General features: G+C 69.6%; 27 protein-coding genes. 7 read left to right on the top strand and 20 right to left on the bottom strand.

Features of this window, described 5'->3' with window-relative positions; translation table 11 throughout:
* From QO010_RS14395 to thiD, 3 genes are read right to left on the bottom strand one after another with little or no spacing between them, the layout of a single operon-like run.
* A complete protein-coding gene (locus tag QO010_RS14395; protein ID WP_307350220.1) occupies positions 1-438 on the bottom strand; it encodes a cupin domain-containing protein in 438 nt (145 codons plus the stop codon).
* Complete coding sequence (locus tag QO010_RS14400; protein WP_307350222.1) at positions 435-1,013, bottom strand: nucleotidyltransferase family protein; 579 nt, start codon at positions 1,011-1,013, stop codon at positions 435-437. The genes QO010_RS14395 and QO010_RS14400 overlap by 4 nt, the downstream gene beginning before the upstream one ends.
* Positions 1,010-1,816 carry a bifunctional hydroxymethylpyrimidine kinase/phosphomethylpyrimidine kinase gene (gene thiD / locus QO010_RS14405; protein ID WP_307350224.1) on the bottom strand — a complete coding sequence of 269 codons (807 nt, stop codon included), beginning with the start codon at positions 1,814-1,816 and terminating at the stop codon, positions 1,010-1,012. Before thiD ends, QO010_RS14400 begins: the two co-directional genes overlap by 4 nt.
* A gap of 75 nt (positions 1,817-1,891) precedes the next feature.
* On the opposite strand from thiD, the gene QO010_RS14410 reads away from it, so the two are divergent.
* Both QO010_RS14410 and QO010_RS14415 read left to right on the top strand, forming a co-directional pair.
* Positions 1,892-2,335 (top strand): hypothetical protein, encoded by a 444-nt coding sequence (locus QO010_RS14410; RefSeq protein ID WP_307350226.1) that lies wholly within the window; start codon positions 1,892-1,894, stop codon positions 2,333-2,335.
* A gap of 16 nt (positions 2,336-2,351) precedes the next feature.
* Positions 2,352-2,885, top strand: a complete 534-nt coding sequence (locus QO010_RS14415; protein ID WP_307350228.1) for an RNA 2'-phosphotransferase — start codon at positions 2,352-2,354, stop codon at positions 2,883-2,885.
* Between the two features lie 69 nt (positions 2,886-2,954).
* Here QO010_RS14415 and folP read toward each other — a convergent pair whose 3' ends face one another.
* From folP to ybgC, 11 genes are all read right to left on the bottom strand, one after another.
* Positions 2,955-3,737 carry a dihydropteroate synthase gene (gene folP / locus QO010_RS14420; protein ID WP_307350230.1) on the bottom strand — a complete coding sequence of 261 codons (783 nt, stop codon included), beginning with the start codon at positions 3,735-3,737 and terminating at the stop codon, positions 2,955-2,957.
* A gap of 9 nt (positions 3,738-3,746) precedes the next feature.
* On the bottom strand, positions 3,747-5,720 hold the full coding sequence (gene ftsH, locus QO010_RS14425; RefSeq protein WP_370873760.1) for an ATP-dependent zinc metalloprotease FtsH: 1,974 nt from the start codon (positions 5,718-5,720) through the stop codon (positions 3,747-3,749).
* A 12-nt stretch (positions 5,721-5,732) separates the two neighbouring features.
* Complete coding sequence (tilS, locus tag QO010_RS14430) at positions 5,733-7,031, bottom strand: tRNA lysidine(34) synthetase TilS (protein ID WP_307350399.1); 1,299 nt, start codon at positions 7,029-7,031, stop codon at positions 5,733-5,735.
* The gene (gene ybgF, locus QO010_RS14435) at positions 7,031-7,912 is read right to left on the bottom strand and encodes a tol-pal system protein YbgF (RefSeq protein ID WP_307350234.1); all 882 of its coding nucleotides are present in this window, start codon (positions 7,910-7,912) and stop codon (positions 7,031-7,033) included. Before ybgF ends, tilS begins: the two co-directional genes overlap by 1 nt.
* A gap of 117 nt (positions 7,913-8,029) precedes the next feature.
* Positions 8,030-8,584 (bottom strand): peptidoglycan-associated lipoprotein Pal, encoded by a 555-nt coding sequence (gene pal, locus QO010_RS14440; protein WP_307350236.1) that lies wholly within the window; start codon positions 8,582-8,584, stop codon positions 8,030-8,032.
* Between the two features lie 156 nt (positions 8,585-8,740).
* Positions 8,741-10,063: a Tol-Pal system beta propeller repeat protein TolB gene (gene tolB / locus QO010_RS14445; protein WP_307350237.1), complete on the bottom strand. Its 1,323-nt coding sequence runs from the start codon at positions 10,061-10,063 to the stop codon at positions 8,741-8,743.
* Positions 10,064-10,075: 12 nt separating this feature from the next.
* The gene (locus QO010_RS14450) at positions 10,076-10,432 is read right to left on the bottom strand and encodes a hypothetical protein (RefSeq protein WP_307350239.1); all 357 of its coding nucleotides are present in this window, start codon (positions 10,430-10,432) and stop codon (positions 10,076-10,078) included.
* A complete protein-coding gene (locus QO010_RS14455) occupies positions 10,429-11,247 on the bottom strand; it encodes a hypothetical protein (protein WP_307350241.1) in 819 nt (272 codons plus the stop codon). Before QO010_RS14455 ends, QO010_RS14450 begins: the two co-directional genes overlap by 4 nt.
* Positions 11,248-11,748, bottom strand: a complete 501-nt coding sequence (locus tag QO010_RS14460) for an ExbD/TolR family protein (RefSeq protein ID WP_307350243.1) — start codon at positions 11,746-11,748, stop codon at positions 11,248-11,250.
* A gap of 6 nt (positions 11,749-11,754) precedes the next feature.
* Positions 11,755-12,471, bottom strand: coding sequence for a protein TolQ (gene tolQ / locus QO010_RS14465; protein WP_307350245.1), 717 nt, complete (start codon positions 12,469-12,471; stop codon positions 11,755-11,757).
* Positions 12,472-12,529: 58 nt separating this feature from the next.
* Complete coding sequence (gene ybgC, locus QO010_RS14470; RefSeq protein ID WP_307350246.1) at positions 12,530-12,985, bottom strand: tol-pal system-associated acyl-CoA thioesterase; 456 nt, start codon at positions 12,983-12,985, stop codon at positions 12,530-12,532.
* Positions 12,986-13,056: 71 nt separating this feature from the next.
* Here ybgC and QO010_RS14475 point away from each other — a divergent pair, with 71 nt between their 5' ends.
* The 4 genes from QO010_RS14475 to QO010_RS14490 are packed head-to-tail and all read left to right on the top strand — an operon-like array spanning position 13,057 to position 14,778.
* Complete coding sequence (locus QO010_RS14475) at positions 13,057-13,497, top strand: hypothetical protein (RefSeq protein ID WP_307350248.1); 441 nt, start codon at positions 13,057-13,059, stop codon at positions 13,495-13,497.
* Positions 13,494-13,919, top strand: a complete 426-nt coding sequence (locus QO010_RS14480) for a hypothetical protein (RefSeq protein ID WP_307350250.1) — start codon at positions 13,494-13,496, stop codon at positions 13,917-13,919. The genes QO010_RS14475 and QO010_RS14480 overlap by 4 nt, the downstream gene beginning before the upstream one ends.
* 41 nt (positions 13,920-13,960) lie before the next feature.
* On the top strand, positions 13,961-14,395 hold the full coding sequence (locus tag QO010_RS14485) for a hypothetical protein (RefSeq protein ID WP_307350251.1): 435 nt from the start codon (positions 13,961-13,963) through the stop codon (positions 14,393-14,395).
* Positions 14,396-14,442: 47 nt separating this feature from the next.
* Positions 14,443-14,778 (top strand): hypothetical protein, encoded by a 336-nt coding sequence (locus tag QO010_RS14490; RefSeq protein WP_307350252.1) that lies wholly within the window; start codon positions 14,443-14,445, stop codon positions 14,776-14,778.
* Between the two features lie 180 nt (positions 14,779-14,958).
* Here the strand turns inward: QO010_RS14490 and QO010_RS14495 are convergent, their stop codons facing one another.
* Genes QO010_RS14495 through ruvC form a run of 5 tightly spaced genes read right to left on the bottom strand, consistent with a single transcriptional unit; the run spans position 14,959 to position 18,149 of the window.
* Positions 14,959-15,384: a hypothetical protein gene (locus QO010_RS14495; protein ID WP_307350253.1), complete on the bottom strand. Its 426-nt coding sequence runs from the start codon at positions 15,382-15,384 to the stop codon at positions 14,959-14,961.
* Between the two features lie 50 nt (positions 15,385-15,434).
* Complete coding sequence (locus QO010_RS14500) at positions 15,435-16,001, bottom strand: hypothetical protein (protein WP_307350255.1); 567 nt, start codon at positions 15,999-16,001, stop codon at positions 15,435-15,437.
* Positions 15,998-17,035, bottom strand: a complete 1,038-nt coding sequence (gene ruvB, locus QO010_RS14505) for a Holliday junction branch migration DNA helicase RuvB (RefSeq protein ID WP_307350256.1) — start codon at positions 17,033-17,035, stop codon at positions 15,998-16,000. Before ruvB ends, QO010_RS14500 begins: the two co-directional genes overlap by 4 nt.
* On the bottom strand, positions 17,032-17,646 hold the full coding sequence (gene ruvA, locus QO010_RS14510; protein WP_307350257.1) for a Holliday junction branch migration protein RuvA: 615 nt from the start codon (positions 17,644-17,646) through the stop codon (positions 17,032-17,034). Before ruvA ends, ruvB begins: the two co-directional genes overlap by 4 nt.
* Positions 17,643-18,149 (bottom strand): crossover junction endodeoxyribonuclease RuvC, encoded by a 507-nt coding sequence (gene ruvC, locus QO010_RS14515; protein ID WP_307350258.1) that lies wholly within the window; start codon positions 18,147-18,149, stop codon positions 17,643-17,645. Before ruvC ends, ruvA begins: the two co-directional genes overlap by 4 nt.
* A 235-nt stretch (positions 18,150-18,384) precedes the next feature.
* Between ruvC and QO010_RS14520 the strand changes: the two genes are divergently transcribed.
* Positions 18,385-18,717, top strand: coding sequence for a hypothetical protein (locus QO010_RS14520; RefSeq protein ID WP_307350259.1), 333 nt, complete (start codon positions 18,385-18,387; stop codon positions 18,715-18,717).
* Between the two features lie 28 nt (positions 18,718-18,745).
* Here the strand turns inward: QO010_RS14520 and QO010_RS14525 are convergent, their stop codons facing one another.
* On the bottom strand, positions 18,746-19,489 hold the full coding sequence (locus tag QO010_RS14525) for a YebC/PmpR family DNA-binding transcriptional regulator (RefSeq protein WP_307350260.1): 744 nt from the start codon (positions 19,487-19,489) through the stop codon (positions 18,746-18,748).
* Between the last annotated feature and the right edge of the window lie 22 nt (positions 19,490-19,511).

The following is a 19,511-nucleotide window of genomic DNA, read 5'->3' on the forward strand; positions in this document are numbered from 1 at the left end:
TCAGGCCTCGAACTCGGATTCGAACAGCCGCGTGGCGTCGGCCACGAAGCCTTCGCCCGCTTCCGGCCCGTCTCCGTCGGTGCGGTATTTGACGAACAGCCCTTCCATCCCGGCCGGGACAAACCCGACCAGCATCTCGACCGGCGCGCCCGAACTGTTGCGATAGCCGTGCCGGGTCCCCGCCGGGGCGCGGACGAAATCGCCGGGCCCCAGCGTGGTCACCGTCTCGCCGAGCAGGAACTCCAGGCGCCCGCTGCGGATCAGGAAGGTCTCCTCGCAGGTTCCGTGCCGGTGGGCGCCAAAGCCGGTCTGGTCGCTGGGCGCCACCGTCCACTCCATCAGCGAATAACGGCCGCCGGTGTCCTCGCCGGACACGATGATGCGGGCCCGGTCGGGGCCGTCCTCGAAACTGACGCCGCCAGCGGTGGTGACGATCATGCCGGTTCCTCGATCCTGACCTCGGGCCAGCGCGCCTGGGCCGAGCCGGTGGTCTTGGCCCAGCCCCGGGCCAGGGGCCGGTTGGGGTTGGGGCGCAGCCGCATGGCGAAGACGTCCTCCAGACCGAACGGCGCCTCGATGCGCAGGGAATCGTCTGACCGCAGGGCGACACCGACTCCGAAGGCCGGGCAGACGAAGCGGGTCAGGGCCTCGGCGCTGCTGGAGAGCGGGGCGTAGGGCTCGCCGAAATGGTCCTCGAACCACAGGTGGACGCGGGCCTGGTTGCGCACCTCGACCAGGGCGTCGAGCGGCGGCGGGAACAGGGCGGCGGCGCGCTTGATGGGGATGTCCTCGGCCTCGTAGCTGGTGTCGGCGCCGTCGAAATAGACCAGGTCGTAGTCGCGCACCCCGTAGTCGATGTCGCGGCCGGTCAGGTGATTCCAGACCCGCTGATAGACCGCGCCCGAGACGATCAGCCAGTCGGGCAGGTCCAGATCGCGCGCCAGGGTCAGCACCCGCATCATCGTGGGTGAGGCGCGCAGGATGGCGTCCAGGCGGGCTTCCAGTTCGGTCATCGGTTCCTCAACAGCCAGCCATGATCCAGGGGCCCGTGCCCGGCGCCGAAGCCCGGCGCCGCCAGCATGGCCTGATGCACATAGTCCCAGGCGCGGGCCACCGCCTCGGTGAGCGGCAGGCCCTGGGCCAGGCCCGTGGCGCAGGCGCTGGCCAGGGTGCAGCCGGTGCCGTGGGTGTGGCGGCTCACGATCCGCTCGGCCTCGAACAGGGTCTCGCCATCGGGGGTGATGAGCAGGTCGGTGACCCGGTCCCCCTCCAGATGACCGCCCTTCATCAGCACCGCCTTGGCGCCGGCCGCCAGCAGCGCCTCGCCGGCCCGGCGCAGGCCGTCGAGGTCGGTCACCGTCAGGCCGGTCAGGGCCTGCGCCTCCGGGGCGTTGGGGGTCAGCAGGGCGGCGCGGGGGATCATCAGGCTTCTGACCGCCGCCACCGCCTCGTCCTCCAGCAGCGCCGCCCCGCCCTTGGCCCGCATCACCGGGTCGATGACCGCTGGGGCCGTCGTGCTGTCCAGGATGGCCGCCACGGTCTCGACCATGGCCACCCCGCCCAGCATGCCGGTCTTGATGGCGTCTGCCCCGATGTCGTCCAGCACCGCCCGGGCCTGGGCCGCGACGATGTCGAGGGGGATGGGGTGGACGCCGGTGACCCCCAGCGTGTTCTGCACGGTGATGGCGGTCACCGCCGTGGCCGCATAGCCGCCCAGCATGGTGACGGTCTTGATGTCGGCCTGGATGCCCGCCCCGCCGCCGCTGTCGCTGCCCGCGATGATCAGGACGCGGCCGGGTCGAAGGGAGGGGTTCATGATCCCCGCATAGCCTCGCGGCCCGATCCGCGCCAGCGGGTTTGCAGCCGCCGCCGGCTGTGCGACATGGCTGGCATGGCAGGCAATCTGGACATGGTCGGACTGGCGCTGGCGGGCGCCGTGGGCGCTTTCGCCCTGGTCGCGCTGCGGCGACGGCGGCCCGCCACGACCGCGCCGGCGGTGATCGGGGTCGATCTGATGACCCTGCGGGCCGTGGTCCTGGGGATGGAGGTAGCGGCCAGCCATCTGGTCCGGGGGGCCAGTGTCGAGTGCCTGGGCGACTATCGCAGCGACCCCCGCCGGCTGGTGGTCGAGGTGCTGACCCGGACCGAGGCCGACGCCGACCGCCTGATCGCCGAGGGCGGCCTGGACGGGCGCCTGCGCGAGCTGCTGGGCCGGCACGGCTATCCCGCCGGGGCCATCGCCGAGGTCGGCCTGACCATCCGCTCCCAGCAGCGGCTGGAACGCGAGGCGGCGGCGTTGCGGGAGCAGGAAGACCTGTCCCGCTGGGCGGACTGACCGGGGACCCCGCGCCATGACCGATGACAAGACCATCTCCAAGACCCTGTCCTACTGGCTCCGGCACCGGCCGGACGCGGGCGGCCTGACCCTGGACGCCAACGGCTGGACCAGCGCCGACGCGGTGATGGACGCCCTGATCCGCGAACACGCCATCGACTGGGACCGGCTGATCGCCGTGGTCGAGGACAACGACAAGCAGCGCTTCGAGTTCAGCGCCGACCTGGCCCAGATCCGCGCCCGCCAGGGCCACTCGGTCGAGGTCGACCTGGCGCTCGACCCCGCGGCGCCTCCCGACCAGCTGTTCCACGGCACGGTCGAGCGCTTCCTGGCCGCCATCCGGACCGAGGGGCTGAGGCGCATGCGCCGCCACCACGTCCACCTCTCCGGCGACCTGGAGACGGCCCGCCGGGTTGGCGCCCGGCGCGGGGTCCCGGTGATCCTGACAGTCGACGCGGCGGCCATGGCGGCCGATGGCCATGTGTTCTTCCGGTCGAACAATGGGGTGTGGCTGACCGACGGAGTTCCGGCGCGATATCTGCGGGATTAGGCTTACTCAATACCGCTCATCCCCGCGAAAGCGGGGATGAGCGGATGTGGGTGGTGCTGGCTTTGGGCTTTAGGCCTCAGCGATCGCCGCCGCCACCTTCAGCGCCTGGACCGTCTCGCGCACGTCGTGGACCCGCACGGCCGTCACGCCCGCCGCCGCGCCGGCCAGCGCCGCCGCGATTGAACCGCCCAACCGGCCGTCCGCCTCGCTCGGGTCAATAGCGGCGATGAAGCGCTTGCGGCTGGCGCCCAGCAGGACCGGGTAGCCGTGGGCGACGAGGCGGGGCAGGGCGGCCAGAAGGGCGAGGTTGTGCTGCAGGGTTTTGCCGAAGCCGATGCCGGGATCCAGCCAGATGCGGTCCCTGGCGACGCCGGCCGCCTGGGCCGCCTGCGCCCTCGCCAGCAGGAAGGCCTCGACCTCGCCGACCACGTCGGCATAGCGCGGGGCGTGCTGCATGGTGCGCGGCTCGCCCTGCATGTGCATGAGCACCACCTGGCAACCCAGCTCGGCGGCCATCTCAGGCGCGCCCGGCGTCCCCAGGGCCGTGACGTCGTTCCAGATCGCGGCGCCGGCGGCCATGGCGGCGTGGGCCACGGCGGGCTTGGTGGTGTCGACCGACAGGGGAACGGTCCCGGCCAGGGCCTGGATCAACGGGACGATCCGCCCCAGCTCGACGGCCTCATCGACCGGCTCGGCGCCGGGCCGTGTCGACTCCGCCCCGATGTCCAGCACGTCCGCCCCGTCGGCGATCAGCCGCCGCGCATGGGAAAGGGCGGCTCCCGTTTCCAGGAACCGCCCTCCATCCGAAAAGCTGTCAGGGGTGACGTTGACGATACCCCAGACCGCGGTCATGCGCGGGCTCTAGGCCGTGGCGGTGTCGGGCCGCGGCGAGATCGGCACCGAGACGCTGGGGCCCAGCGGCATCTGCTTGTCGAGGTCGTCGCGCACCGGCGGCACGCCCTTCAGCACGTTGGTGATCTCCTCGCCCGACAGGGTCTCCCATTCGAGCAGGGCCTTGGCCAGGGTGTGCAGGTCTTCCAGCCGCTCGGTGAGGATGCGGCGGGCCTCGACATGGCCCTCGTCGACCAGGCGGCGAACCTCCTTGTCGATGGTCCGGGCGGTCTCTTCCGAGACGTTCTGGGTGCGGGCGACCGAGTGGCCCAGGAAGACCTCTTCCTGGTTGTCGCCATAGGCCACGGTGCCCAGCTCGTCGGAGTAACCCCACTGGGTGACCATGGCCCGGGCCAGGTTGGTGGCGGCCTTGATGTCGCTGCTGGCGCCGGAGGTGATGTTCTCCTTGCCGAAGATCAGCTCTTCCGCCACCCGGCCGGCCATCATGATGGCCAGGCGCGAGGTCATCTGGACGAAGTTCATGGAATAGCGGTCGCCCTCGGGCAGTTGCATGACCATCCCTAAGGCCCGGCCGCGCGGCACGATGGTGGCCTTGTGCACCGGGTCGGCCGAGGGGACGCTCATCGCCACCAGGGCGTGGCCGCCCTCGTGATAGGCGGTGTTGCGCTTTTCCTCTTCGCTCATCGCCATGCTGCGGCGCTCGGCGCCCATCATGACCTTGTCCTTGGCGTGCTCGAAATCGAACATGGTGACCATGCGCTTGTTGCGCCGGGCCGCCGCCAGGGCCGCTTCGTTGACCAGGTTGGCGAGGTCCGCGCCCGAGAAGCCGGGGGTGCCGCGCGCCAGGGTCTTGACGTCGACATCGGCGGCGAGGGGCACGTTGCGCATGTGGACGCGCAGGATCTTCTCGCGGCCGGTGACGTCGGGATTGGGCACCACGACCTGGCGGTCGAAGCGGCCCGGACGCAGCAGGGCCGGGTCCAGCACGTCGGGACGGTTGGTGGCGGCGATCAGGATGATGCCTTCGTTGGCCTCGAAGCCGTCCATCTCGACCAGCAGCTGGTTGAGGGTCTGCTCGCGCTCGTCGTTGCCGCCGCCCAGGCCCGCGCCGCGATGGCGCCCGACCGCGTCGATTTCGTCGATGAAGATGATGCAGGGGGCGTTCTTCTTGGCCTGCTCGAACATGTCGCGCACGCGGCTGGCGCCGACGCCGACGAACATTTCCACGAAGTCGGAGCCCGAGATGGTGAAGAAGGGCACGCCGGCTTCACCGGCCACGGCGCGGGCGATCAGGGTCTTGCCGGTGCCGGGAGGGCCGACCAGCAGGGCGCCCTTGGGGATCTTGCCGCCCAGGCGCTGGAACTTGGCCGGGTCCTTCAGGAAGTCGACGATCTCGGCCAGTTCTTCCTTGGCCTCGTCGACGCCGGCGACGTCCTCGAAGGTGACCTTGTTCTTGTTCTCGGTCAGCAGCCGGGCCTTGGACTTGCCAAAGCCCATGGCGCCCCGGGCGCCGCCCTGCATCTGGCGCATGAAGAAAATCCACACCCCGATCAGCAGCAGCACGGGCAGGGCGTTGAACAGCAGGGAAAGCAGGATGTTGCCGCCGCCCGAATGATAGACGAAGGGCGTGGAGGTCTGGGTCAGGGCCGTCACCAGCGGGCCGCGCGAGTCGGAGGGGGCCTCGGTGATCCAGGTGATCTTGCCGTCCTTGGAGGTGGCCTCGATCTTGTCGCCGGTGAACACGGCCTTGCCGACGCCCCCGGTCGAGATCTTGTTGACCATGTCGCTGTAGCTGACGAGGCCGCTGGTCGCGCCCCCGGCTTTGCCCACACCGCCGCCGCCCTGGGTGAAGACGCTCCAGGCGCCGATCAGCAGAAGGGCGATCACCCCCCAGATGGCCAGATTGCGCAGATTCATCCGCTTCAAACTCTTCCAGTTGTCGCTCGACCTCCCAAGATAGGACGCCGGGCGGGTTTTCGCCATGCGGGCGAGGTGTCACATGTCCGGTTCGCTCTGAACGAGGCCGATCGCCGCGTCAAATCGGGCCATCGTCAGAACCTCGCAGCGAACCGCGCCGCTCCCTGCAAGGATCGGGCAACTCACCGCCCCGGATTGATCCACAATGACCGGGAGGCCGGGGCGTACGGCGGCTGGGAGGCGGGTCAGGGCGGCGCGTTCGGTGGCCGGCAGGCGGCGCGAGAGGCCGGCGAGGGGGCGGACGGTGAGGCCGGGCTGGGTGGCGGTGAGCTCGAACCGGCCGTCCCAGACGATGGGTTGGTTGGGGGGGAGGGGTGTGGGGTCTTGGGACAGTTCGCCGGCGTCGCGGGTGATCAGCACGCGGTCGGGGCGGGCTTCGATACGGGCGCCGGCGAGGGTGGCGGTGAAGGTCTCGGCCGTGGCGAGGCGGTCGGCCAGCCGTTGGAGGCGATCACCACGCGGGGGACGGGTCGTTCCGGCGGCGCAGAGGCAGGCGGCGGCGAGGATTTGCAGGGGCGTCGCGCGGGGAAGCTCAAACCAGCAATCCTCCCCCGGAGGGGGAGGGGGACCATGCGCAGCATGGTGGAGGGGGTCGGTGTGACTTCCACGCCCTGCGGACGCCCGCAGCCGATCAGCCTCGCTCTTTTCTGAACCGTGCAAGTCACACTGACCCCCTCCACCACCCCTTCGGGGCGGTCCCCCTCCCCCTCCGGGGGAGGATTTGCGGGCGCGGGCCCGAGCATACTTCACATCTTCGTTGGCGGGGTCGTCGATCCAGGTTTCGCCGCGTGTTCGCAGCCAGTCGCGGATGTCGTCGCGTGCAAGTCCCAGCATTGGCCTGAAGAGAAACACCCCCCGCCCCTCCGGCCAGGCCGGCGACGGTCCCCATTCCCGCGCATCCGGCACGGTCGAGCCTTCGGCGCGCATCGCCGCGCTCTCGGTCAGGTCGCTGGCGGTGTGGCCCATCAGGATGACCCGCGCGCCGGCCTCGCGAGCGGCGTCCGCCAACAACGCGTGGCGGGCCGCTCGAGCGGCGGCGGGGAGGCCCGTGGCGGGTTTCTCACCGGTCCAGGCCAGGGCCCGAAATTCCAGCCCCAGCCGAGCGGCCGTCTCGCCGCAACGCCGCGTCCAGGCCGCGCTCTGGGGATTGAGCCCATGATCCACCGTCAGCACGACCAGCCGCCGCCGGCCCCAGTCCCGCGCCGCCAGCAGCAGCGCCAGGGAATCGCCGCCGCCGGAGAAGGCGACCGCGACCGGGGCGACCGAGGTCGCCGACAGTCGCCGCCCCAGAATCTTGGCGAAGGCGCTTGCGGGGATCACACCGTGCAGTGGGCCTGGGTGCGGACCTTGGCGGCCTGGGCGGTCACCACCGGCGGGGCCTTGGGATAGTATTTGGCCAGCTGCGCCAGGGTCTGGCAGGCGTCCTGGGGCTTGCCCAGGGCCACCAGGGAACGCGACAGCTCGAGCACCGCGTCGGGGGCCCAGGCGGTCTTGGGCCAGCCGCGGATGGCGGCGATGAAGGCCTGGGCGGCGTCGGCGTTGGCGTTGCGCACGCTGAGCGTCTTGCCCAGCCAGTAGCTGCCCTCGGCGGCCCTGGGGCTGTCGCCATACTGGCGGACGAAGGCGGCGAAGGCGGCCTCGGCGCTGTCATAATCGCCGCTGTCCATGAAGCCCTTGGCCTTGGCGAAGGCCTCGTCGGGGCTGGCCGCGTCGGCCATCGCCGCCTCGGCCTGCTGGGTGGTGTCGGCGGCCTGCTGGGCCTGGGCCTGGGCGGTTTCCAGCTCGCCAAGGCGCTTTTCCAGCCCGGCCAGGCGCTCGATCAGGGCGGCGTTGTCAGACTGGCTGCGGGTCAGGGCCTTCTTGGTCTGGTCCAGGTCGTGGGCCAGGCTCTCGTTGGTGGCATTGAGCTGGGTCAGGGCCTGCTGCAGGTCGTTCATCTTCTCGGTCAGGTCGGCCAGCTGGGTCTCCGACTCGGCCGACTGCACCACCACGGGCTTACCGCTGTCGCGGCCCTGGAAGACGATGGCGCGCAGCTCGCGCACCACCTTTTCCATATTGTCCAGCCGCCGCTTGGAGCGGTCGTCCAGCGGGTCGGTGTCGATGGGGGTCTGGGCGAAGGCCGGCAGGGCCACGGCGCCGACGGTCGCGACGGTCAGCAGGGCGGCGAAGGCCAGGGCGATGGCTGGTTTGAACTTCATGGCTCGATCATGCCCCCAGGCGGTGGACGGAATTGCGGCGTGCATCTTTGGGCCACTCCACAACGAAAAAAGGGGCCCGCGCAAGCAGGCCCCTTGGTTCACTCTGGCCGGGGCGCTCTAGCGGGCGCCGCCGGTGATGACGGTGTGGCCGTTGCGGTTACGCTGATAGGCCTCTTCGGACGAGCCCGGATCGACCGGACGCTCCTTGCCGAACGAGATGGTGGTGATCCGCGCCGCCGAGACGCCGCGGCTGACCAGGTATTCCCGCACCGAGTTGGCGCGGCGGGCGCCGAGCGCCAGGTTGTATTCCGAGGTGCCGCGTTCGTCGCAGTTGCCCTCGATGCGGATGGTCACGGCCGGATACTGCCGCAGCCAGGCGGCCTGGGCGTCGAGCACCGGCATGGCGTCGTCGCGGATCGTGTAGCTGTCGAGATCGAAATAGACGAAATCGCCGACATTGATCACGAAGTCCTGGGTCGAGCCGGGCACCAGCGAGCTGGTCACCGGGCCGGGGCCCTTGGGCGGGGTGTAGGTGGTGCCGGGCGTGGTCGTGCCGGGGGTGGTCGTGCCCGAATCGTAGCCGGACGGCTTCTTGGTGGCGCAGGCAGCCAGGGAAATGGTGGCCACGGCGATCAGCGCCAAACGGGCGGCGCCCTTGGTGTCGAAGGTCATCAATCCCTCCTCTGGGTTTGCGGCGCTCATACTGGCGCCATTCCTAAACATCAGGCGACGGAAAAAACTTCACTTCGCCTCACAATGGTCGATACCAGCGTCCTCGCAACCACAGTTCACTTGGTAAGCGAACCGAACTGCTCAAATCGGGCGCCACTAGTCCAGAAGCGGCGACCAAGCCGGGTCCGATCCCGAGCTCTGATAAGGCGCGGGCTGGACGATGCGGCCGGTCACATCCACGGTCCACAAACGCGGCGCCCCGCCAGACGTTGCCCGCGAGAACATGATCACCCGGCCGTTGGGCGCCCAGGTGGGGCCCTCATCGAGATAGCTGGTGGTCAGGATGCGCTCGTCCGAGCCGTCCGGCCGCATCACCCCGATATGGAAGACCCCGCCCTCCTGCTTGGTGAAGGCGATGAACTTGCCGTCCGGGCTCCAGACCGGGGTGGTGTAGCGGCCCGAGCCGTAGGAGATGCGCCGCACCCCCGAGCCGTCGCCGTTCATCACATAGAGCTGGGGCGATCCCCCACGGTCGGAGTTGAAGACGATCTGGCTGCCGTTGGGGCTGAAGCTGGGCGAGGTGTCGATGCCGGGGTCGGTGGTCAGCCGGGCCTGGCTGCGGCTGCGCAGGTCCATGACCCAGACATCGCTGTTGCCGCCCTTTTCCGCCGAGAAGGCGACGCGGGCGCCGTCGGGCGAGAAGCGGGGCGCGAACACCATGCCGGGGAAGCGGCCGATGGTTTCCTGGCGGCCGGTCTCGATATTGAACAGATAGACGCTCGAACCGGTCGGCCGCAGCGCCATGTAGGTGATCTCCTGGCTGTTGGCCGAGAAGCGCGGCGACATGACGATATAGCTGCCGTCGGTCAGATAGCTGGGGTTGGCCCCATCCTGGTCCATGATGGCCAGCCGCTTGATGCGGTTCAGCCGCCCGCCGCTCTCGGCGACGAAGACGATGCGGGTGTCGAAATAGCCCTTCTCGCCGGTCAGCTTCTCATAGATGGCGTCGGAGATCTTGTGGGCGATCCGCCGCCAGTTCTCGGGGCTGGCCGACATTTCCACCCCCAGCAGGCTCTGCTCGCCCGAGGTGTCCCACAGGAAGAACTTCACCTGCAGCCGGCCGTCCGGGGCCGTGGCGATGCTGCCGCTGACCAGATACTGGGCGTTGATCGCCTTCCAGGACGGGAACAGCGGGTTCTTGGCGGCGCCGATATCGGTCTCGGGGAAGGCGCCGGGGTCGATCGGGTCGAACAGGCCCGAGCGCTGCAGGTTGGCGGAAATCACCTGGGCGATGTCGGACCCGCGGGCCGCGCCGCTGAACGGCACGATGGCGATCGGCACCGGCTTGATGTTGCCGGCGTTGACGTCGATGACCACGTCGTCATTGGAGTTCGGAACCGGTCCGGGCTGGCCTTGGGCCGTGGCGCTTCCCGCGCCGAGCAGGATCAGGGCCGTGGCCAGGGCTGCGATGACTCTCACCTGTTGTCGCTCCTAACTGCACGCCGCCTGGGCGTTGAAGTCCAAGTTCAGGGTCCGGCCGACCAGGGCCGGCGGGACATCGGCATAGGGTTGCCCCGAGACAATGGCCTTTTTGGCGCGCTCGCCGGCGGCCGCCGCGCCGGCCGAGGCGGCGTCCGGCCTGGCCGGGTCGATCTGCAGGCCCGTGCGGCGGTCGATGATGACAGGATCGCCGGCCAGATAGCCAGCCTTGTTCAGCCGGAAGCGGGCGGTGACGTTGGTGATCGCCTCGACCGTGTCGCAGGCCGGGACCCAGCGGCGCTGCATCCGGGCCAGGAAGGCGTCGGGCGCCGGGGCGGCGATCAGCAGGGCGAGGCTGGCCGCGATCATCGACAGGCCTTGTCGGCGTTGAGCTTCACGGCGATGCGGCGGCCCACCAGTTCGGGCGGGACGCCGCGATAGGGCAGGATGCTTTTGAGCGCGCTGTAGGCGCGGACGGCGGCGGCGGCGACGACGCCGCTGCCGGCCGCCCCGGGATCGGTCACGTTGAACACCTTGCCGGTGCGCTCGTCGCTGATTTCGGGTTCGCCCCGGGTCAGGCCCTCGGCGGTGAGGGTGAACTTGACCACCAGCCGCACGCTGTCGCCGCCCTCGACCGCGCAGTTGGGATTCCACTTGCGCTGGATCGCCTCGCCCAGCCCCTCCTTCCAGGGGCAGGGGGTGGTGGGGGAGAGGCAACCGCCGGTCGCGGCCGTCGGGGTTCCAGGTTTCACCCGGGGCGGACCCTGGGCGCCGCCGCTCTTGGTCGCCCCGCCGCCGCCCTTCAGCGACTGGGAGAGCTTGTCCAGGAAGCTGTTATCGGCCGGGGCGCGGTTGCCGACGCCGGGCGTGGCTGGGGCGGTGGGCTTGGACTGCGACTTGGCGGGCGCCGGGGTCGGGATCGGCGCGGGGGTCGGCGGGGTGACCACGGCCGGATCCTCGTTGGGGTCCGGCTCGGGGGTGGAGATGTCCTCGGGGATGTCCGGGACCGGGGCGGGGGTGTTGCCGACCGGGCCCTGGGCGACCAGGGTCACCGGGGTGATGCCGAACGTGCCGCCTCCGGGATCGGTCCTGGGCCAATAGTACCAGGCCAGCCCGAGCAGCAGGATGTGCGCCAGGGCCGAGAACAGGACGGCCGGCAGGATGCTGGTCCGCTCGCGCCGCATCTAGGGAGCCGCTGGCGCCGTCTTATCCGCCTCGCCACTAGAGGGGCCGCCGGAGTCGGTGATCAGGTTGATCTTGGTGAAGCCGCTGGCCTGCAGGGCGCTCATCACCTGGGCGACGATGGTCCAGGAGGCCTTGCCGTCGGCCCGCACATAGATGGGCTTGTCGAAATTCTGCTGCGACAGCGCCTGCATGCGCGGCTTGAGCGAGGCGAAGGGGATCTGCTGCTCGCCGGCATAGAGCGAGCCGTCGGCCCGCACTGTCAGGGTCAGGGGCTCGTTCTGGTCCTGCACCGCCCCGGCCTCGGTCTTGGGCAGCTCGACCTGCACGCCGTTGGTCAGCAGCGGGGCGCTGATCATGAAGATGATCAAGAGCACCAGCATGACGTCGACCAGCGGGGTGACGTTGATCTCGCTCAGCGCCGCGCGGCGGCCCCGTCCGCGCCGGCGGCGACGGCTGGCCCCGCCGGCGGCGGCGAAGGCGTCGGTGGTGGAAAGCGCCATGGCCGCTCAGACCCGCTCGGCCAGGCGCCGCTGGATGGCGGTCGACAGGTCGTCGGCGAAGCCCTCCAGCCGGGCGCCGAACTTGCCGGCGTCGGTCGAGAACTTGTTGAAGGCGATATAGGCCGGAATGGCGGCGGCCAGGCCGATGGCGGTGGCGAACAGCGCCTCGGCGATGGCCGGGGCGACCACGGCCAGCGAGGTGTTCTTGGCGATGGCGATGCCCTGGAAGGCGTGCATGATCCCCCAGACCGTCCCGAACAGCCCGATAAAGGGCGAGGCGGTGGCGACGATGGCCAGGCTGCCCAGGCCGTCCTCGACCTTGGAGCTTTCGCGGGCGATGTGGCTGTCCAGCACCCGGTCGATGCGCTGGATCAACAGGGCCGTCTGGGTGTCGCCCATCTGGGCGTTCTTGGCCCGGGTCTCGCGCCATTCGCGCAGGGCGGCGTTGAGCAGCCGGGGCAGCGGATGCTTGGCGTTGGGACCGGCCTCGGCGGCCACCTCTTCCAGCGGCCGGCCCGAGCCGACCTTGTCCTCGAAACGGTTGGCCTCGGCGTTCAGGGCGCTGATGCGGATGAACTTGTCGACGATCACCGCCCAGGACCACAGCGAGGCCAGGCCCAGGAAGATGATCACCCCTTTGACCACCAGGTCGGCCGAGAGGAACAGGTTGACGAAGTTGAAGCTGTCGGCGGTGATGACAGTCTGTGCGGTCTGGGCGTCCATGATGCTCTAGGGGCTCCCCGGCTCGTCTGTGGCATACAGGGATGCCGCTTTGGTCAAACTATGGCGTGTCTATGCAAAACCAGGGCCGGAGCGCCTCGACAAGCCCTGACGGCGGCTTTCGGGGTTTTCCGTCCAGGGTGATGCAGGCGGCCGACACCTGGGCCTGGGCGATCAGCGCCTCGCCGCAGGTGATGCGCTGGCTGATCAAGAGGCGCGGGCCCTTGACCTGGTCATAGGTGGTGCGGACCAGCAGGGCGTCGTCGATCCGGGCGGCCCGCTTGAAGTCGATCTCCATGCGGGTGATCACGAAGGCGGCCGGGTCGTGGCGTTCCAGCAGGTCGGTGTGCGAGACGCCGGCCAACCGCAGGAAGTCGGACCGGCCGCGCTCGAAATAGCGGACATAGTTGGCGTGATAGACGACGCCGGTGAAGTCGGTGTCCTCGTAATAGACCCGCACCGGCAGCTGGTGCTCGCGGCCTTCGAAACGGCCGGCGGAGGGGGCGAGGTCGGTCATCGCGGCAAGGCTAGCCGACAGCGGGGGTTGAGGTAAGGTGTCCGGCGTGCGCCGGCTGGAACTATTCGACCGTGATCATCCCGCTTCTTGTCTTCCTGTTCGCCGCGAGCCAGCCGCCGGAACCTCATCCCGAGCGCTATCCTCGCTGCCAGCCGGGCGAGCGGCCCTTCGCCGGACTGGAGTGGAGCATCGAGCAGGTCATGGCTCAGGACCGCGTTGTCATCGGCCGCGTCAGGTCGGTGGGCAAGGCGGACTCCGAGAACAGCGAGTTTGCGGGGGATGGCCGAGGCTTCTTCGTCATCCAGCCGACCCTCTATCTCAGGGGGCCGCCGCTGAAGGGGCGCCAGACCGGTCAATACCGCTGGTCCTGGAACGATACCGGCGAATACCTGAACAACACGCCGGCGGTCGGCGACCTCCGCCTGTACATGGCTGTCGGCGGCCGGGGTGGTTGGCGGGATATCGAGGCGATCCTCTGTCTCCCGAGGCCACCTGAGGGGGTCGCCGGATGACACTGCTGATCGCCTTGGCCGGGTTGAGCCTGATCGGCGCGGACGGTGTGGACAGGATCAGAACCTGCGACCCGTCGGAGGTGATCGACAGCGCCGACGGCGTGGTGACGACCGCCGCCGACGTGGTGGGATCCCCCGACCTGGGGCTGGTGCAGGTCGTCGACGTTCAGGTGAAAGATCGCTCGCACGCGCCCTTCGTCGGCCACAACTCCGGGACCTGTCGTGTGAAGGTTATCGCCAGCTATCGCGGCGCCACGCCACCCGAAGGGGTGGACATCGCCTATTCCTGGTTCTGGTCGGACGACGGCGAGGCTACCGGCTTTCTGCCGGAACTGGGCCATGTCTACCTGTTCAGCAGGCTGGACGCCTCCAGCGGCAAATGGTTCGACACCACCCGGATGGAATGCCTGCCGCGTCCGTAGGGAGACGGCGGGAGGGTGCTGGATGACGAAGAGGAAGGTCCATGAGCGTGGGTTTGGTCCTGGCGGCGCACCTGGCCGCCCTGCCGCAGTTCGACCGCGCCAATCTCAAGCCCTGCGCGCCAACCGACAAGGTTTTCAGTGAGAGCGGCCTGACGGCCGAAGCGCTGATGGCGACGCCCGACGTGGCGCTGGCCCAGGTCTCCTGGGTCGACCGCTATTCCCATCAGGATGGTCCAGTGGCGCTGGTCTATTTTGGCCAGGGCGGCTTTCGGGTGAAGCTGGTGCAGGTCCTGGCCGGCAACGCCAAGCGTCCCCCCGTCAACATGACCTTCTATGAATTCGCCGACGACAGCGGCAGTGCGAGCTCGGACAAGCCGGCGATCGGCGACGTCTATTTCTTCCAGACCGGAGACAGTTACTGGCGCCGTGGCGGGACCCTGCTGTGCCTGCCGCAGAAGGCCCCCGCCGCGCCGTGACGCAACGCCGGCGCCCGGCGAGCGTTTCACGCGCAGGGGAGTTTCCGATGCGCAACCTCGCCATTCTCTGCACGATCGCCGCCGCCACCCTAGCCGGCGCCAGCCTCGCGGGACCGGACCCGGTTCCCACCACCAGCCTCTGCCTCGACGTCGGTGGCCAGCCCCGGCCGGTGACCTGCCGCAAGACCGCCAGCCGGCTGACGGTCCAGGACGATATCTGCACCTGCAAGGTCGGGACCCTGGTCACCGTCTCCTACTGCCCGGACGGCGTCACCCCGCCGGCCGAGGACCGCGCCTTCGAGAAGGCCCGCTACGAACTGGCGCAGGACGGCTCGCTGGTCGGCGACCAGTATGAGGGCCGGGATATCTGCGTGCGGAAGTGACTTCTCCTCCCCGCGCAGCGGGGGAGGTGGCTGCCGAAGGCGGACGGAGGGGGCGAGGGCCGTGCGCGAGCTTTCAGCTGCCGCCCTTGCCAACCATCAGACGTCGTGAGCGCGGTCGCCCCCTCCACCACTTCGTGGTCCCCCCCCCCGAAGTCTTTCGCTTCGGGGGAGGAAAAGGAGCTACTCCACGCACTGCCCCGAGCGGTACTGCACGATATAGAGCCGAGCCCAGCGGCTCATGGCCTTGACGTCGAGGTCATAGGGCTTCTGGAAATCGCCGCCGTAGCTGGCGGCCTCGGCCTGGGCCGAGCGGGCGATCATTTCGTCGCAGGCGGTGACGGCGGCGTCGGCCACGATGTCGGTGCGGTCGTCGCTCTTGGCCAGGGCCCAGGCCTGGCGCTGCACGCAGGCCCGGGCCTGCTCGCTGGCGGCCTTGGCCTCCTGGGCCTCGAAGCCCGGCTGGCCGACCATGATCGGGCGCTGCTTGGCGAAGGCCTCGGCGGAGACCTTGGCGGCGGGTGGGGCCTTGCAGGTGCCGTGGCCCTGGCCGCAGGCGGCGAGGGTCGCGGCGGCGAGCAACAGGGTGGCGGTCGCGAAGAATTTCATGGTCGAGGTCTCCCGGTTCCAGGAGAAACACCGGGGAGCTCAAAGAGTTCTCAGGAACCGAGAACGATCTCGGCTTCCAGAGTCTCGGCGAGGAAGGCGATCAGGAAGGCGCGGTCGCCGGTGGCCTGGGCCCGCAGATACCGAACGAGCAGATAGCCCAGGCCGAGCACCACCGGCGTGCCGATCAGGTTGATCCAGGGGCGGCTGCGGCGGCCATAGAGAATCTCGCCATGCAGCAGCCGCGCCATGTCGGCCAGGCTGTGAACGGCGCCCATCAGGATGACGGCCAGCGCGAAGACGATGAAGATCACCGTGAGCGGCGAAACCGCGGCGTGGCAGGCCAGGCGGGTCCCGGTTCCGTCGGGCGTCAGCGGGGCGGTGACCACCGTCTGCAGCGGGTTCTGGTAGAGCAGGCGTTTGCGCACCCAGACGGCGCCGTTGCGCAGTCCGCCGAGCACCGGCGAGCGCACGGTTGTCGCGGAGGGATGATCGACCGCCTGGTTGATCCGGCGCTGGCATTCTTCCACGCTGAGGGGCGAGGTCAGGCTCGCCGGTCGGCCCAGCAGCAGGGCGGCGTACAGCGACGGCTCAAGACGCGCCGTCGGATCGTCGCTCACGCGTCTTCCTCGAACAGCCCCGGCAGCGGCGGCAGCTTGGCCTTGGGCGGCTCCGTCAGCCCCAGATGCCCATAGGCCTTGCCGCAGGCCATGCGGCCGCGGGGGGTGCGCTGGATGAAGCCCTGCTGGAGGAGGAAGGGCTCGATGACGTCCTCGACGGCGTCGCGGGCCTCGGCGATGGCGTAGGCCAGGGTTTCGACCCCGGCCGGACCGCCGCCGTAGTTGTCGATCAGGGCGCGCAGGTAGCGGCGGTCCAGGCTGTCGAGGCCCGCTTCGTCCACTTCAAGGCGGGCCAGGGCCTTGGCGGCGGTCTTCTGGTCGATCACCGGCGAGCCGTCGGCCGAGGCGAAGTCGCGGACCCGGCGCAGCAGGCGGCCTGCCACGCGGGGCGTTCCCCGGGCGCGGGCGGCGATCTCGGCGGCGCCGTCGGGGGCGAGGCTGAGGTTCATCTTGCGGGCGGCCTGGGTGAGGACCTGCTGCAGCTCGTCCTTGCTGTAGAATTCCAGCCGCAGCGGAATGCCGAAGCGGTCGCGCAGGGGGGTGGCCAGCAGGCCCGCGCGGGTGGTGGCGGCGACCAGGGTGAAGGGGGCCAGGTCGATGCGGATCGAGCGGGCCGAGGGGCCCTCGCCGATGACCAGGTCCAGGACATGGTCCTCCATGGCCGGGTAGAGGATCTCCTCGACATTGGCGGCCAGGCGGTGGATCTCGTCGATGAACAGGACGTCGTTGGGCTCGAGATTGGTCAGGATGGCCGCCAGGTCGCCGGCCTTGGCCAGCACGGGGCCGCTGGTCGCGCGGAAATTGACCCCCAGCTCGCGGGCGACGATCTGGGCCAGGGTGGTCTTGCCCAGGCCCGGCGGGCCGAACAGCAGCACATGGTCCAGCGCCTCGCCCCGCTCGCGGGCGGCGTCGATGAAGACCTTGAGGTTGCCCTTGGCCGCCTGCTGGCCGACGAACTCGGCCAGGGTCTGGGGCCGCAGGGCCTTGTCGGGCGCCTCGGCCGGCGCGGCTTCGCCTGAGATAATCCGGGTCAACGGCCCAGCTCCTGCAGCCCGGCCTTGATCAGGGCCTGGACGGTGGCGTCCTCACCCAGGCGCAGGACCGCCTGTTCGATGACGCGACGGGCCTGGGCCTCGTTGACGCCAAGCCCCATCAGGGCGGCGACCGCCTCGCCGGCGGCGCTGGGCGGGGGCGGAGCAGCGTGATGGATCTGAGCGTGGAAGGCGCCGACCGGATCGCTGGTGATCGGCTTGCCCTTCAGCTCGGTGACGATGCGGATGGCCAGTTTCGGCCCTACGCCATTGGCCCGGCCGACGGCGGCCTTGTCCTCTCGGGCCACGGCGCCGGCCAGTTCGGCGGGGCTCAGCACGTCCAGCACCGCCATGGCCGCCTTGGGGCCGACCCCCTGGATGGCGGTCAGCAGCACGAAGGCGCTGCGCTCCTCCCGGGACAGAAAGCCGTAGAGGCGGGGCCCCTGGGCCTCGGACCAGACGTCCTCGATATGCAGCACCGTCTCGTCGCCCAGGGCCGGCAGGCGGCTCAGCGTCCGCACACCGCAGCGCACGACATAGCCCACCCCGCCGACATCGATCAGCGCCTCCTCCTCGCCGGTCTCGGCGACCAGCCCGCGCAGCCGGCCGATCATGCGACGCGGCCCAAGCGGTTGCGGGCCGTGCGGGCGTGCGCATGGGCGATGGCTACGGCCAAGGCGTCGGCGGCGTCGGCCGTAGGTGAGCCGGCGGTCGGCAGCAGCCGGGCGATCATGAAGGCGACCTGGCTCTTGTCGGCCCCGCCGGTGCCGACCACGGCTTTTTTCACCTCCTTGGCGGCGTATTCGGCCACCGAGAGACCGGCCTTGGCCGGCGCCAGCATGCCGGCGGCCCGGGCATGGCCCAGCTTCAGGGTGGAAGAGCCGTTGGCGGTCATGAAGGTCTCTTCGATCGCCGCCTCGTCGGGCCGGTGCGCCTCGATCACCGCCATGATGCCGTCGAACAGGGTCAGCAGCCGCTCGGAAAACGGCAGGGTCTCGGCGGGCGCGACGACGCCATGCGCCACCCAGGACAGCCGCGCCCCGTCCACGGCTATGACGCCCCAGCCGGTCTTTCTGAGGCCGGGATCGATGCCCAGGATTCGAATCGTGTTCGCCATCTGTTCGATAGAATGCGTCAACCATGAAGGAAGCGCAAAATTTCTCCTGCCCCGCCTCGCGGGGTTGCGATCCTGATACCTGTCCTGGCGCGAAAGTCCTTTCACGCCCCTCTTGATAGGTCCGAGCCCGAACCTAACTAACGCCCGTCAGAAGGGCGGTTCTGCCCTCTCGCACCATGGAAAGGAAACTGACCGCGCCGGGTTCCGGCGGGCAATCTCGATAAGGAGTCCATCGATGTTGCAGACCACCTCCCAGACCAAGCCGCCGTTCGAAGGCATCGGCGATGCGCTGAGCCGGCTGCTGCGGCCCGCGATCGGGTTCCAGCACCCCGACGATGTCGTCAAGGACCCCGATCTGCGCCTCGACGAAAAGCGCGCCATCCTCTCATCCTGGGCGTCGGACGCCTGCACGGTGACCGATCAGCCGCACCTGCGCTGGCTTCTGGGCTCGCCCGAGCCTGTCCCGCTCTTCGAAGTCCTGGACGCCCTCGATCGCCTCGAGCGGCGACAGCGCGCGCTCAACCGGTGGCGAGGCCTGGAGGCCACGACCGGAATGGCGGAAGGGTGAACGCGGCGGAGGGAGACGGCGCGGGGCCCTAGCCCAGCTTGGCCATCTCTTCGTCGCTGATGTCGAAGTTGGCGTAGACGTTCTGGACGTCGTCGTCGTCGTCCAGGGCGTCGATCAGCTTCATCAGGCCGGCCGCCGCGTCGCCCTCGACGGGGGTCAGGGTCTTGGGGCGCCAGACGATGGCCGTGGTCGCCGGCTCGCCCAGGCCGCCGCGCAGGGCCTCGATCACCTCGTTCAGGCTCTCGAAGGCGGTCCAGATGGTGTGGCTTTCCTCGTCGCTCTCGACGTCCTCGGCCCCGGCCTCGATGGCCGCCTCCATGACCGCGTCCTCGCTGCCGGCCTTGGCGGGATAGGTGATCTGGCCCATGCGGTCGAACATGAAGCTGACCGAGCCGGTTTCGCCCAGGTTGCCGCCGTTCTTGCCGAAGATGGTCCGCACGTTGGCCGCGGCGCGGTTCTTGTTGTCGGTCATGACCTCGACGATCACCGAGACGCCGCCGGGCCCGAAGCCCTCATAGCGGATCTCGCTGTAGTCGGCCGCCTCGCCGCCCTGCGATTTCTTGATGGCCCGGTCGATGACGTCCTTGGGCATGGACTGGGCCTTGGCGTTGTTCACGGCCAGGCGCAGGCGGCTGTTCATGTCCGGGTCGGGCAGGCCGGCCTTGGCGGCCACGGTGATTTCCCGCGACAGCTTGGAGAACAGCTTGGAGCGCACGGCGTCCGAGCGGCCCTTGCGGTGCTGGATGTTCTTGAATTTGGAATGGCCGGCCATGGCGGTGTCGGGTCGGTTCTGT

It is taken from the genome of Caulobacter ginsengisoli (genome assembly GCF_030814835.1).
Taxonomy (GTDB): Bacteria; Pseudomonadota; Alphaproteobacteria; order Caulobacterales; family Caulobacteraceae; genus Caulobacter; species Caulobacter ginsengisoli.

Bases quoted from the DNA above. Each gene is read 5' to 3' on its own strand.
- QO010_RS14395 (WP_307350220.1), bottom strand. From the start codon at position 438: ATGATCGTCACCACCGCTGGCGGCGTCAGTTTCGAGGACGGCCCCGAC.
- QO010_RS14400 (WP_307350222.1), bottom strand. From the start codon at position 1,013: ATGACCGAACTGGAAGCCCGCCTGGACGCCATCCTGCGCGCCTCACCC.
- thiD (WP_307350224.1), bottom strand. From the start codon at position 1,816: ATGAACCCCTCCCTTCGACCCGGCCGCGTCCTGATCATCGCGGGCAGC.
- QO010_RS14410 (WP_307350226.1), top strand. From the start codon at position 1,892: ATGGCAGGCAATCTGGACATGGTCGGACTGGCGCTGGCGGGCGCCGTG.
- QO010_RS14415 (WP_307350228.1), top strand. From the start codon at position 2,352: ATGACCGATGACAAGACCATCTCCAAGACCCTGTCCTACTGGCTCCGG.
- folP (WP_307350230.1), bottom strand. From the start codon at position 3,737: ATGACCGCGGTCTGGGGTATCGTCAACGTCACCCCTGACAGCTTTTCG.
- ftsH (WP_370873760.1), bottom strand. From the start codon at position 5,720: ATGGCGAAAACCCGCCCGGCGTCCTATCTTGGGAGGTCGAGCGACAAC.
- ybgF (WP_307350234.1), bottom strand. From the start codon at position 7,912: ATGAAGTTCAAACCAGCCATCGCCCTGGCCTTCGCCGCCCTGCTGACC.
- pal (WP_307350236.1), bottom strand. From the start codon at position 8,584: ATGACCTTCGACACCAAGGGCGCCGCCCGTTTGGCGCTGATCGCCGTG.
- QO010_RS14450 (WP_307350239.1), bottom strand. From the start codon at position 10,432: ATGATCGCGGCCAGCCTCGCCCTGCTGATCGCCGCCCCGGCGCCCGAC.
- QO010_RS14455 (WP_307350241.1), bottom strand. From the start codon at position 11,247: ATGCGGCGCGAGCGGACCAGCATCCTGCCGGCCGTCCTGTTCTCGGCC.
- QO010_RS14460 (WP_307350243.1), bottom strand. From the start codon at position 11,748: ATGGCGCTTTCCACCACCGACGCCTTCGCCGCCGCCGGCGGGGCCAGC.
- tolQ (WP_307350245.1), bottom strand. From the start codon at position 12,471: ATGGACGCCCAGACCGCACAGACTGTCATCACCGCCGACAGCTTCAAC.
- ybgC (WP_307350246.1), bottom strand. From the start codon at position 12,985: ATGACCGACCTCGCCCCCTCCGCCGGCCGTTTCGAAGGCCGCGAGCAC.
- QO010_RS14480 (WP_307350250.1), top strand. From the start codon at position 13,494: ATGACACTGCTGATCGCCTTGGCCGGGTTGAGCCTGATCGGCGCGGAC.
- QO010_RS14485 (WP_307350251.1), top strand. From the start codon at position 13,961: ATGAGCGTGGGTTTGGTCCTGGCGGCGCACCTGGCCGCCCTGCCGCAG.
- QO010_RS14490 (WP_307350252.1), top strand. From the start codon at position 14,443: ATGCGCAACCTCGCCATTCTCTGCACGATCGCCGCCGCCACCCTAGCC.
- QO010_RS14495 (WP_307350253.1), bottom strand. From the start codon at position 15,384: ATGAAATTCTTCGCGACCGCCACCCTGTTGCTCGCCGCCGCGACCCTC.
- ruvA (WP_307350257.1), bottom strand. From the start codon at position 17,646: ATGATCGGCCGGCTGCGCGGGCTGGTCGCCGAGACCGGCGAGGAGGAG.
- ruvC (WP_307350258.1), bottom strand. From the start codon at position 18,149: ATGGCGAACACGATTCGAATCCTGGGCATCGATCCCGGCCTCAGAAAG.
- QO010_RS14520 (WP_307350259.1), top strand. From the start codon at position 18,385: ATGTTGCAGACCACCTCCCAGACCAAGCCGCCGTTCGAAGGCATCGGC.
- QO010_RS14525 (WP_307350260.1), bottom strand. From the start codon at position 19,489: ATGGCCGGCCATTCCAAATTCAAGAACATCCAGCACCGCAAGGGCCGC.